Origin of the sequence: Sphingobacterium sp. Lzh-3 (assembly GCF_046764375.1) — a bacterium.
In the GTDB taxonomy this organism is placed as follows: domain Bacteria; phylum Bacteroidota; class Bacteroidia; order Sphingobacteriales; family Sphingobacteriaceae; genus Sphingobacterium.
Genome location: NZ_CP177226.1, coordinates 2,606,149 through 2,618,654, shown reverse-complemented (window position 1 = coordinate 2,618,654; position 12,506 = coordinate 2,606,149). Strand labels below are relative to the sequence as shown.

The 12,506-nt window shown below is 37.3% G+C and carries 11 protein-coding genes, 2 pseudogenes and 1 riboswitch; of the genes and pseudogenes, 5 read left to right on the top strand and 8 right to left on the bottom strand.

Annotation, left to right across the window (positions count from 1 at the left end):
• Window positions 1–240 precede the first annotated feature (240 nt).
• A complete protein-coding gene (locus tag ACLCDV_RS10740; protein ID WP_411973642.1) occupies window positions 241–1,155 on the bottom strand; it encodes an Rpn family recombination-promoting nuclease/putative transposase in 915 nt (304 codons plus the stop codon).
• Window positions 1,156–1,322: 167 nt separating this feature from the next.
• On the opposite strand from ACLCDV_RS10740, the gene ACLCDV_RS10735 reads away from it, so the two are divergent.
• From ACLCDV_RS10735 to ACLCDV_RS10725, 3 genes and pseudogenes are all read left to right on the top strand, one after another.
• Window positions 1,323–1,778 (top strand): hypothetical protein, encoded by a 456-nt coding sequence (locus ACLCDV_RS10735; RefSeq protein ID WP_411973641.1) that lies wholly within the window; start codon window positions 1,323–1,325, stop codon window positions 1,776–1,778.
• A 30-nt stretch (window positions 1,779–1,808) separates the two neighbouring features.
• On the top strand, window positions 1,809–2,222 hold the full coding sequence (locus tag ACLCDV_RS10730) for a (deoxy)nucleoside triphosphate pyrophosphohydrolase (protein WP_411973640.1): 414 nt from the start codon (window positions 1,809–1,811) through the stop codon (window positions 2,220–2,222).
• A gap of 598 nt (window positions 2,223–2,820) precedes the next feature.
• Window positions 2,821–2,913, bottom strand: a riboswitch (TPP riboswitch).
• Between the two features lie 60 nt (window positions 2,914–2,973).
• Window positions 2,974–3,624: pseudogene (locus tag ACLCDV_RS10725) on the top strand (DUF5694 domain-containing protein).
• 260 nt (window positions 3,625–3,884) lie between these two features.
• Here the strand turns inward: ACLCDV_RS10725 and pgl are convergent.
• The 5 genes from pgl to ACLCDV_RS10700 all read right to left on the bottom strand — a co-directional run bounded on the left by pgl (window position 3,885) and on the right by ACLCDV_RS10700 (window position 9,046).
• Entirely contained in the window at window positions 3,885–4,595 is a 711-nt protein-coding gene (pgl, locus tag ACLCDV_RS10720) for a 6-phosphogluconolactonase (protein ID WP_411973639.1), read from the bottom strand.
• Window positions 4,596–4,611: 16 nt separating this feature from the next.
• Window positions 4,612–6,093, bottom strand: a complete 1,482-nt coding sequence (zwf, locus tag ACLCDV_RS10715; RefSeq protein WP_317667098.1) for a glucose-6-phosphate dehydrogenase — start codon at window positions 6,091–6,093, stop codon at window positions 4,612–4,614.
• An 8-nt stretch (window positions 6,094–6,101) separates the two neighbouring features.
• A complete protein-coding gene (gndA, locus tag ACLCDV_RS10710) occupies window positions 6,102–7,520 on the bottom strand; it encodes an NADP-dependent phosphogluconate dehydrogenase (protein ID WP_317667099.1) in 1,419 nt (472 codons plus the stop codon).
• A gap of 111 nt (window positions 7,521–7,631) precedes the next feature.
• A complete protein-coding gene (locus ACLCDV_RS10705; protein WP_317667100.1) occupies window positions 7,632–7,823 on the bottom strand; it encodes a hypothetical protein in 192 nt (63 codons plus the stop codon).
• A gap of 431 nt (window positions 7,824–8,254) precedes the next feature.
• Window positions 8,255–9,046, bottom strand: coding sequence for an MBL fold metallo-hydrolase (locus ACLCDV_RS10700; RefSeq protein WP_317667101.1), 792 nt, complete (start codon window positions 9,044–9,046; stop codon window positions 8,255–8,257).
• Between the two features lie 107 nt (window positions 9,047–9,153).
• Here ACLCDV_RS10700 and ACLCDV_RS10695 point away from each other — a divergent pair, with 107 nt between their 5' ends.
• The gene (locus ACLCDV_RS10695; protein ID WP_317667102.1) at window positions 9,154–9,486 is read left to right on the top strand and encodes a helix-turn-helix domain-containing protein; all 333 of its coding nucleotides are present in this window, start codon (window positions 9,154–9,156) and stop codon (window positions 9,484–9,486) included.
• Between the two features lie 117 nt (window positions 9,487–9,603).
• A pseudogene (locus ACLCDV_RS10690) lies at window positions 9,604–10,344 on the top strand (class I SAM-dependent methyltransferase).
• 261 nt (window positions 10,345–10,605) lie between these two features.
• Here the strand turns inward: ACLCDV_RS10690 and ACLCDV_RS10685 are convergent.
• Window positions 10,606–11,517 carry a helix-turn-helix domain-containing protein gene (locus ACLCDV_RS10685; protein WP_411973638.1) on the bottom strand — a complete coding sequence of 304 codons (912 nt, stop codon included), beginning with the start codon at window positions 11,515–11,517 and terminating at the stop codon, window positions 10,606–10,608.
• Window positions 11,518–11,575: 58 nt separating this feature from the next.
• Window positions 11,576–12,496, bottom strand: coding sequence for an NAD-dependent epimerase/dehydratase family protein (locus ACLCDV_RS10680; protein WP_411973637.1), 921 nt, complete (start codon window positions 12,494–12,496; stop codon window positions 11,576–11,578).
• Between the last annotated feature and the right edge of the window lie 10 nt (window positions 12,497–12,506).

Below are 12,506 nucleotides of genomic sequence, written 5' to 3'. Positions count from 1 at the left end.
GTTTTTTACTACCTGTTATTAACCTAATTTATGAAAGTACTCTTATAACAATGGTTAGTTCGCCTTCGTTTGATCTTTTCATAAAAAAGTTGATTTCGTCGCTTCGGCCTTACAATTATTTTTATTTAAATGAGAGCTTATTCAAAATGGTATTGTCTAAGACCAACTTAACCTATAAAAAAAGAAAAGGCTACTTAGATATTATCTCAATGGCCTTAAAATCTTATATTGTAATCTGTTTTATTTTCCTTTAGCCTTCTCTGCCTCGATCTGCTTTACAAACTCTACAGTGACGTCCACTAATTGGGCTATCTCCGATATCGAAAACTTATTCGAAGACAAAAGATTTGTTATTACTTCCGCCTTTCCTTCGGCTTTTCCCTCAGCCATTGCTTTTTCGCGCGCTCGTTTCAATTGCTCCTCCTGACTACTTCGGATACTCTCGGCATCCCATTTATTCCTTAAACTAACGTTGTACATCTCTCGTTCCTCCGGTTTTAGTTTGCTATATTCCGCTAACTGAAATAACTTCTCAAAAATAGGCTTACGCAAATAAGTGGAAAGTCCATTTAGTGAAGACATATTTTTGAGTACATAAAGCCAACGATCTAAATCATTAATTAACTCTGCTTCAGCTTTAACAAAGTTAACCAATTCCACATATATAAAGCCTAGATCGTCATAAAATATTTTATCATGATCTCGATAACATAAACAAATATCGTGCAGAAAATACTTCTCATCCCCCGCATCAGGCATTGCAAATCCATCCATCAGTACAATGATATAAACTTCACTAATTGCATAATTCCAAGCCCTTCGGTTGCCTTTGGGTGCCTGATCCGCAATCAATTTACTGCTGTAATAAAGCATGCGCTTTTTCAAATTATCCTGCGCAGTGCGCTGCACTTCAATAATAAAACGTTTGCCATTGTCTGCCGTACAGGTCAGATCAAAAATAACGGTACCGATATCCTCTGTATCCCCGACATGCTCATTTTTGTTATAATACAGGTCGGCAATAATCTTGCGGCCTCTAAACAGTTCGTTTAAGAAAGCGATCAGAAGATCTTTATTGGTATCTGATCCGAAAACTTTTTTAAATCCATAATCTGTTGTAATATCGATATATTTCGACTGTTTCAACTCACTCATAACACATTGTTTTTAAATTGGTTAACAATGCAAATATAAGTAAAAAAACATTTTAATACTAATATTTTTAGTACAAAAAATATTAGTATGTCTATGAATTAAAATAAGTTCCCCGATGAAGATCATTTCCGTCCTATTCACTCCTCGGATCGGGTTTTAGCGGCATCTTGGCACAGCGGATCACCTCAACGGAAGGGCAACCGTATTCCAGGACAACTTTGCTTTCTGTACCTACCAATAATAGCTCCAATCCCAAACAAGGCCTGACTTTGGTTCCTGGGCAGGCGATCACTTTAGCAGCTTACCAACACAGGGGACTTAAAACATCCGCTATAGCTTACTATGATGTCGATTACACCTTGTCTTTTTTGTTTAAAGATGGAAAAATAAGAATCAATAGTCCAACTTTTAATGCTCAAATTATGAACTACAACGGCACTTGGAATAAAATGGACGTGAAAAAATTTTATTTCAAAGGTAACGGTAACCCAAAAAGAGAGAAAAGCCATCAATTCGTAAACGCGTACTTTAATGGCCTGATCAAATCCATTCTTGAAAAATCCACCAATATTGATAATTGGAAGTTCATTTATTCAGGCAACGTGCATGCAATTGATGGATAAAAAGAAACCTTGAATTAAATATTGATCATTATGGATCTTATCACAGTTGTCTGCGGAATTATATTCAAAAATGATCTTGTTCTGATCTGTCGACGGAAACCAGAAAAATCTTTAGGCGGTTATTGGGAATTTCCTGGAGGTAAGGTGGAGGAAGCAGAGGCTCACGAGGATTCGTTAAAACGGGAATTAATGGAAGAACTTAATTTGGACGTGAATATTAAAAAGTACTTTTTTAATACAGTTCACCATTACGAAAAAATCACAATTGAATTGATCTCGTTTATTTGTGAGACCGAGAATATAGCTTCAGAGTCGACCGATCATGATCAACTCGAGTGGGTAAAGGTTATTGATCTATTAAACTGGAAGCTTGCTCCTGCTGATATTCCTATTGCAAAGGAATTGATGGAAGAATTTAATGATCCTTTTGACGGAGAAGAGTAAATCAAACATATCATCGAATCAATATGGCAGCTATAGATCATCCTGAAAACGAATTGCACCTTTATATAAATGATAAGCCAGTTTATAAAAGGAAGTTAGATACTAATGAATTGGAAATTTTCGATAGCGCAGCATACCGAGTAAAGGAAATTATTAGATGGAGTGGTCGTATATATTAAAAACCTGGGGGGGTACCTTATTTCTTCCGGCAGTATTCCTCACTATATATGCAGGAATTGAGAGTAAGGATATTATAGATAATCTTTTTCTATTTCCTTATTTTTTGATCATCGCAGCTATCTATTCTCTACCGACTTTATTGGTCTATATTTTAGCATTCTATTTACTGAATCGTTATAAAGTTGATCTAAGATTGGCAAAGCTCATTTTGATTATATTAACTGTTGTTGGAATTTGCGTGACATCTTATCTAATATCGAAAACTATGAGCTTAGAATTCGTCATTACGTATTGCGTTTCCACCACTCTTTGCGGTGTATTTTTTAAATTTAAAAAGGCATAATTCAATTTACAACAATAAATGAACAGATCATATGCTTTTAATATCACTTCCCATCTATCGACTTATGAGGGGTGTAAGCCAGGAAACACTTCTTCCTTCGCCAGCATTAGCCGGATCAGGTTCTAGGTATATTATCAGACTTTTTCAAATCACGCCAAAAAGTTTCCAATATAAGGACAAAAGCCAATCGTATTTAGTTTTATAAGCCAGCAAGATCTGGATAATATTGTGGAAAAAATCTATGCCTCTAATTATAGACCTGACCAGATATTTATTGAAAGCAGCTTCAATAAGAAGAAACAACTCAATACAAATTACCAGTCCTATCTAAACAACAAATATCATGAGTTCACAGATACGATAAAAAATGCAAGGATGAAGCGATACTTTACCGAAGGCGAAACGTCTCAGTTCGCCTTCCGACTGTCAAAAAAATTAAATCATCAGGAATTGTTCCCTATTGACAGTATGATAGAAATGCGATTCGATATTTTGCTAAAAGAGTTTAATTCGAATCCTGAGTTAAAAAAGGAATTTGACGAAATAAACAAATCCCTATCGGATGATTGTTTAGAAAAAAAAGATCTGAGCCAATTATTTTTATGCTTGAATCAAAAATCCAAATTAGATAATAACCTCGGCTTTTATTTTTCATTCGCAAATAAAATCATGATTGGGAAAGATTATTTTGGGGCTAGGCTGGTGACCGATTGGTACAAAAGAAATTTAGTCATGTAATCAAAGATTCAGAATCAATTAAAGCCAGAGACAAAAACCATATTCATCCTGGTTGGTACTGGACACGCCGCAATATTTAGAACATTTTTCGAAATGGATAAAAGTTTTGAGTTAGTAGACCTGACAAAAATTTTAAACTGAGATCAATAAATCAGGATCGGTCGTTTGAATAACATTTAAATAAAGTCTTATTGCATAAATAATTTAGTGATCCTAGTTGTACTATCCTTAGTAACCATTTCTATAATTTAGAAATGGCTACTAAGGTGCACGGCTAACTTAAGACAAAAAATATTGAATTTTATAGGAATCTAACGTGTTACTAAATTTTTCGCAGGCATACTGCCTACCCCAAAAGCACAATTGAAAATAAAGGGCATTCAGATGAAAAGACAATTGAATTAAATTCCCGCTTCTTTATCGGTAAAAATCTGAACTCCTGCTTTCTTTTCAATTAACTGTAGTGGATATAGTTCAGGATTATATACACCATTAAGAACTTCATCCAAAGCGTTTCTCTTGGATTTACCAAATGTAACAATCAGAATATTTTCAGCTTTATTGATAATAGGTTCAGTCAAAGTAATTCTGAACATTGCCTGTGGCTTTAAATAGTAGGCATCAACCCATTTTTCTTTTTCCTGTAAGATCTTTTCTCCTGGAAACAGAGAAGCTGTGTGGCCATCATCACCCATTCCTAAAAGGATGAAATCAAAAATACCGTCAGCTCCTAAAACATTTCTGATTTGGGCTTCGTATGCTTTAGCGTAATTTTCAGGCTCGATTCCCTCTTTATACATAGGGAAAATCTGATTTTTATTGACCGGAACCTTATTCAAAAGTACTTCCAAAGTCATCTTAAAATTACTTTTCTCATCTTCAAGAGAAACCCATCTTTCATCTACCCAAAAAAAATGGATTTTGTCCCACATTATTTTATCTGCATATTCGGGAGTAGCTAATAAACTAAAAATAGCTTTCGGTGAAGAGCCACCACTCAACGCGACCACAAATTTATCATGCTTCTGGATCGCTTTTTTCGAAAGCTCAACAAATGTATCTGCCGCTTTTTTATATAAAGCATCCAGATTATTAAATATCGTAATATTCATTCTCTTTCATTAAATTTTAAACCCACTGATGTCCCTGCCGCTCTACCAGTGCATCACTGTCATCAGGGCCCCAGTTTCCTGAAGCATAATTTGGAAACGAAGGGTCTTTGGTTTTTTCCCAGGTTTCCTGAATCGTTTTTATCACATCCCAAGCTTCTTCTACCTGATCAGAGCGCATAAACAGTGTAAGGTCTCCCACAAGTGCTTCCAATAAAAGAGTTTCATACGCCTCGGGCGTATCGGTCTGACAGGCAAAATTATCGAAAATCATTTCCACAGGTTTAAGTGCCAAAGACAAACCTGGTTTTTTAGACATAAACTGCAATCTGATGTCCATTTGTGGCTGGATATTAATAACCAATCGGTTAGCCGACAGAAGCGAGGTGCTTTCTGAAAACATGGAATTTGGAAGTGGCTTAAACTGAATCGTTATATAAGAATGCTTTTCTTTCATCTTCTTCCCGGTGCGAACATAAAAAGGAACATCCTCCCATCTTTCATTATCCAGATAAAACTTGATAGCGACAAATGTTTCCGTATTGGAATCATGGGCAATTCCCTCTTCCTGGCGATAGCCATTTACTTTTAGCCCATTTACTTTGCCTCGTCCGTACTGCCCTCTTACTGCATAATGATCTACTTTTTCGGGAGAAATCCTACGGATGGATTTTAAAACATCAACTTTACGATCCCTGATCTCACCAGATTCTAGTGAAGCCGGAGGTTCCATAGCAACCATACAAAGAATTTGCAAAAGATGGTTCTGAATCATATCTCGCAAAGCTCCTGTCTGCTCATAAAAACTGGCTCTTGTTTCCACTCCTACTTCTTCGGCAACCGTAATCTGCACCGATTCTATATGTCTGTGGTTCCAAAGAGGTTCAAAAATTGAATTTCCGAACCTGAACGCCAAAATATTCTGAACTGTTTCTTTACCTAAATAATGATCGATACGATAAATCTGTTCTTCTTGAAAAGTTTGTGAAAGAAGATTATTTAGCTCAATGGCAGATTCCTTATTGTGACCAAAAGGTTTTTCGATAATAATTCGATCTGTTGCAGGATCAGATGCTATCGACGTATTTTTAAGATGATTTGAGATTACCGATACAAAGTGTGGTGCAATCGACAAATAGAAAAGTCTGTTTCCTCTCATTCCGTACACCTTATCAAAATTTTCTAGTTTCTGATATAAATTCCGATAAGAGTTTTCTTCATCAAGCTGATGCTGAAAATAGCTGATGTGCGCCTGAAAACCAGCCCAATCTTCCTTGGTTACAGTTTTTCTGGAAAATTTCTCCAGATTTTCTTTAATATAAGCGCTGAATCTTTCATCCGTATTTTCGGCTCTTCCTAAAGCTAAAATATTAAACCCTTTTGGCATTCTGCCATCGATATATAAATTGTAGAAGGCAGGAAAAAGCTTTCTTTTTGCCAAATCCCCTGTTGCACCAAAAATAACGATCGTTGTTGGATGCAGGATTGTATTGTCACTCATTATTAGATTCAGTTATTTGGGTTTTGCCACGAAGTATGAAAGACTCCTTCTCTGTCAGTTCTTTGGTAAGTGTGTGCACCAAAATAATCACGCTGAGCCTGAAGCAGGTTTACAGGTAAAGATTGTGTGGTATAAGCTTCGAAATACCCTAGAGCCGACTGAATTCCTAAGCTTGGAATTCCGTTTGATACAGCAAAAGCAGCTGTTTTTCTTAATGAAGAAATTTTATCTTTTACAATTTCTGAAATTTCCTGATCCAATAAAATATTAGATAAGTTCTCGTATTTTGAATAAGCCAGATAAAATTTTTCCAATAAAACCGAACGGATGATACATCCACCCCTCCAGATTTTAACGACATCTTTTAAGGGAATTTCAAACTGATATTCTTCAGAAGCTTTTACCAATAATGCCAATCCTTGCGCATAACTGATTAAAGTAGATAAATACAAAGCATCCCCCACCTCTTTGATGAACAATGCTGTGTTTTCAGGAGTTTTTACTTCTTCTTTAGCATATAATTGCGAAGCTTTCACGCGCTCATCTTTGTAAGCGGATAAAATTCTTGATGTGACCGCAATATCGATGGTTGGAATAGACACCCCAACTTCCATAGCCTCCTGGGAGGTCCATTTTCCGGTTCCTTTTGCGCCTGCTTTATCTAAAATCTTGTCGACAAGAAAACCGTCTGTTACATCATCTTTTTGCTGGAAAATATCTCTTGTTATTTCAATAAGGAAAGAATTCATCTCGCCTTCATTCCAACTTTTGAAAACTTCATGCAATTGGTTATTGTTAAGATTAGCTCCTTTTCTCAGTAAATCGTATGCTTCACTGATTAATTGCATGATAGCATATTCAATACCGTTGTGAACCATTTTAACGTAATTTCCTGCAGCTCCTTTTCCCATATAAGCAGTGCAGGGCTCCCCGTTTATCTTTGCTGAAATAACTTCCAGCATAGGCTTCACCAAATTGAAAACTTCCAAATCTCCACCCGGCATAATACTCGGCCCTCTTCTTGCGCCCTGCTCTCCTCCAGAAACTCCCATTCCCATAAAATGAAGGTTTTTAGAAGCTAAATCAGCTATACGTCTCTCGGTATCTTTGAAATAAGAATTTCCCGCATCAACGACAATATCTTTTGGACTCAGAAGCGGTGTTATGCTTTCAAGAACAGCATCAACCGGTTTACCTGCAGGAACCATCAAAATAACTTTTCGCGGACTGTCTAAACTCAGTACAAATTCCTCTAGAGAAACAGTTCCAAAAACCTTTGTACCTGAAGCCACTCCTTTACGAAGTTCGATTACCTTTTCTTCATCTAAATCGAATCCTACGACAGAAAAACCATTATCTGCAATATTGTAAAGCAGATTTCTTCCCATTACACCCAAACCAATGACCCCGTAATTATACTTTTCCATTCTTACTTAAAGTTTATGTTATACATCAAAATTACTGAAATGCATGCCAGTAAAAAAATTATCTAAAATTTTCTTTCAATTGTGACATTAGTTATCATCAATTGGAAAATATTACATCTTTTGCGCCAAAGGCCCATCTTTAGTGACCAGACTAGACCAACCGGGAAAAGACCCTACGGTTAGCTTTGCGATCAATCTGAACGCTAGAAATATATTGGCCACCGTTTCTTCCCCAAAATCCCAGGTTACTTCGACAGGTGAAATCGAATCAAATGCTTCAAGGTTTTCTTTGACAAAATCCACAGGATTTAAAAACGGTAAATTCTCCTTTTTTTATGCCATTCAGATTCTCTCGGAGTAGGAACGTTATTGTATAACCATATATCTCCAACTATTCTTTCCTCATTCAATAAGTATGCATAACAAACCTTATCGTCATCTTCGATAAGTAAGGCGAATTCTGGACGATTGTTTGATACGTATCTCGTTAAACTTCCCATGGAATAGCTAATTTAAAACAACGAAGTCGGTACCGTATCACTCCAAAGTGGAGTCAATCCCTCCCTATCGAAAGCTTCATAACGGTGACTTGTTCAAAGAGATTGTTCAGCATAGCACTAAGATAACGTTTATATCGGAAAAAAGGCCGGAAGGATCCAGCCCTAATAAATATTTTATCCTATTTTAAACACTAAAACAGGCAATTGTGTTCCATGGAAAAACTATGCTTAAAATTATATCTTGGACTCATGCAATGGTTTTACAACTTCAATACGCTCTCCATCGGCCGGAATAAATGTCTTGTGCAGCAATCCCTCCTTCTCCAATCTTTGCTTTAACTCAAGGCGCGTGGTAGGACAATGATTGATGGCTTCCATGTGATTTGCCAATACTTTGCCTGGTGCATCACGGATAAACTTTACAATATCATCCATTGTCATCAATAGTGGTCTGCCGAAATCGAATTGTGCCGAACCGCAAGCTAGCACAGATACGTCGGGCGTGTAGGTAGCCAACACCTTTTTTACATCATCGGTATAAATGGTATCTGCACTTATATATACTGATTCATCATCGGATGACTGCCATACGAATCCATACACATGCCCCATTGGTTTTCTTACCCAGCCATAACCATGAACTGCAGGTGTCGCAGTAAGTTTGCCTTTCAGAAACGAAATTGCCTCCCAATAATCAATCGCTTGCAGGACATTTAATCCCCATTTTTTTAATTGATGGGCGTGGTTTTTACCGCACAGGACGGGGATTTTACGGCGACGCAAAAACTCGATTCCTACCGCATCGATATGGTCGGGATGCAGATGTGTAATTAAGCAATAATCGATTCTCTGCAACAGTTTTTCGCTTTCAAGGGGTAAATCAACTAAAGGGTTGCGACGGGGTTTGAAACGGAAAAGGGTTAGCGGAACAAATGTCTTTGACTTTCCCAATAAAGGATCAACCAATATAAAGTTGCCTTCCGATTCGATAATAATAGTGGCATTACGTATTTGATGTATTGTCATAGTGATAACGTATTTAAATTCCTAACTTAGCTGGTAAATTTCGGTACAACCTTCGGCTAACGAAAGATATTTACCCAGAGGTTTCCCGGTTACAAAATTGTTACCTAATGAATTATAAGGAATTTGAAAACTGTTCCGTAAATCTTTTTTTCAGAATATTTTCTGGGAAGTGGAAGCCCTTGATTCTCCATCATTTTTTTTATACGGGTGATGAACGCTTCATCGAATTGTGGCGTAAAATGCCCAAGGTTTCCAAAAAGGTATTGTTAGAACAACTAAAAGAAATGGAAAACGATGGAATTGTGGTTCGAAAACAAGTGAACACCTTTCCTCCGGAAGTATATTATGGGTTATCTGAAACGGGTAAAAGTCTAGAGCAATTGCTTCTTCATATTGAATCGTGGATGGAAAATTACCAGCTTCAGCATACTACTGAGTGAGACCCAATGAAAGAAAAGCAAAAATAAGAAATGGTAAATGGTTTAATAGAGGGGTCTGTGATACTGTCACCTGATAAAAAGATGTATCTTAAGCTTATTAAAATTCATTGTCAGATTATGAAGCAAAACAAATATGACGAGCAAATATTCTTCGATCAATATAAAAATATGGACAGATCTATTAAAGGTCTCGAAGGTGCCGGAGAATGGCATGCGTTAAAAAATATCCTTCCTAGCTTTGATGGCAAAAACGTACTGGACCTTGGATGCGGCTTTGGCTGGCATTGCCGCTATGCCATTGAAAACGGTGCCAAAACCGTAGTAGGTGTCGACCTTTCTGAAAGGATGCTCAATAAGGCGAAAGAAATCAATAACCTGCCTGGCATCACATATATCAGAAGTGCATTGGAGGATATCACGTTTTAGGAGCAGGAGTTCGACTGCGTCATCAGCTCCCTTACGTTCCATTACATCAAAGACTTTGATCCGCTCTGCACGCATATAAACCGTTGGCTAAAACCGGGCAGTAGTTTTGTGTTTTCTGTTGAGCATCCGATATTCACAGCTAGACCCAACCAAGACTGGATCTACGATGCAGCCGGAAACAAGTTGTACTGGCCCGTGGACCATTACTTTGAAGAAGGAAAGCGGGAAACACTTTTCTTACAAAACAATGTAATAAAATACCATAGGACACTTACAACATACCTTACAACCCTGCTTGCCAATAACTTTGTGATCAATTTTGTTACCGAACCACAGCCGAATATGGAAATGATTAAAAGTGTTGCCGGAATGGCAGACGAACTCAGAAGGCCCATGATGCTGATTGTGTCGGCACAAAAAAGGCCGGAATAAACCAGCCGTGATATATAGTTATGATCCCAATAATGGAATAGTCGATTTCATAAAAAATAAAAAAACCTTGAGGAGGGGGATCTCAAGGTTTTTACTACCTGTTATTAACCTAATTTATGAAAGTACTCTTATAACAATGGTTAGTTCGCTTTCGTTTGATCTTTTATAAAAAAGTCGAGTTTGTCGCTTCGGCCTTACAATTATTTTTATTTCAATGAGAGCCTATCCAAAATAGTATGGATAAACGCATAGGCGACGTGATTAATTTAGTGATGATCTGAATTTCAGTGGAGAGAGTGATGTTCGACTTTTAAAAAGACGATGGAATGATTGCGGATGCTCAAATCCCAGTTGATAAGCAATTTTGGAGACCGACGTTGAGGTTGTAGAGAGTAATTCTTTCGCTTTTTCGATCAATCTGTTCTGGATATGCTGCTGCGTGGTTTGCCCTGTCTGCACTCTTAACATATCGCTCAAATAATTTGCACTTAGGTGTAATCGATCAGCAATAAAGTGAACTGAGGGTATACCGTTAATGTTTAATTGATCATTTTTGAAATAATCGTCCAATAATAGCTCCAACTTGGAAAGAAGGTCACTATTTACTTTCTTTCTGGTCAGAAATTGGCGGTTGTAATAACGATCGCAATATTTTAACAGGAGATCAAGGTTAGAAACAAGTAGACCTTGTGTAAAAGAATCCATATTGATATCAATTTCCTGTTCAACATTCGCTATGATATCAAAAATGGTTTTCTCTTCCTTTTCAGAAAGATGCAAAGCTTCATTGGCTGTATAGGAAAAATAGCTGTAATCTTTAATGTCGGAAGCCAGACCATAACCATGTAGGAAATCCGGATGTACCACCAGGACAAAGCCTCTCACTTTATCAAGCAGTATATCATCAAATTGAAGGACCTGATGCGGAGCAATAAAATACATTATCCCTTCATCAAAATCATAATATTGCTGGCCATATCTGCATTTTCCACCGGCGCAGTCTTTTTTTAAAGCAATAACATAAAAATCGGTCGTTATTGCACTAAGTACAGTCTCCGGTTTCAGTTTGACATCATCAAAATTAAATACACTGATCAGCGGGTTAGCCGGTCTCTTTAACCCCAAGAATTGATGAAGTGCACTTATTGATGATACTTTTTCAGGAGTTTTCATATACTGATCTTCAAATTTATACCTGACTAATTTACTTAATTATTGTGTTCCCTAAAAGCTATTCATCTTTAATGAAACTGATTCCTTGCGTATATGATGTGACTTGAAAATCCGGAAATTTCTTTCTGAATTTTGAATCGTCAAAAATATTGTCATGCGCATACCTTGGAAGTAGCTCCAGTAATTCCTTTACACTTTTGTTGAAAAATGAACCTATTTTGAACATCAATTTTGGGACAACAGAATATTTCAGTTCCCTGCCATAAATTCCTGATGCCATTCGGATAAACTCTTTATAAGTGGGGTGGCTTTTGTCTACCGGCAGATGCCATGTCTGACCAAATGCGTCAGGGGTATTCCCTATCAAAGCAGTGGCGCGGCTCGCATCGGGAGTCCAGATTAGGCTTCTTTTTTTATTTGCGCGCAATGGAACCTTCAACTTTTTACCCCCTTTGATATTGTTAAAAATTAAGGTATTGGTAATACTCTGTGTTTTGCCGGGACCATAAAATTCTGGGGCGCGGCAAATCACTGCTTCAAGTTCACCGGATTCAATTTCCTTCAACACCATTTCGGCCATTTTCCGTCTGACTCTTCCTTTTCTTCCCACAGGTGCAAAATCAGTTTCTTCTGTCAACATGCGATCATTCTGAGGATACATATATGTATTATCAAAGAATACAAGTTTTGTATGGTTAATCTTACAGGCTTCAATGACGTTTTTAAGGATCAGCGGAAACTGCTTCTCCCAGAGATCGGAACTGATCGGAAGGCCTAATGTGAAATAGGCAACGTCACTACCTTCAACTGCTTCAATTGCCTTTTCACGAATGGATAGATCCGCAGAAAAAACCTCGTCCGTGTCATTTACTTTTTTCGCATCCCTGCTGACAATTCGTATAGATGAAGTAAAATTTCTTTTAAGTTCTCTGGCGAGCTCCCCACCAATCTGGCCGTTTGCTCCTAATATCGTTTGCATATCTCTTGCT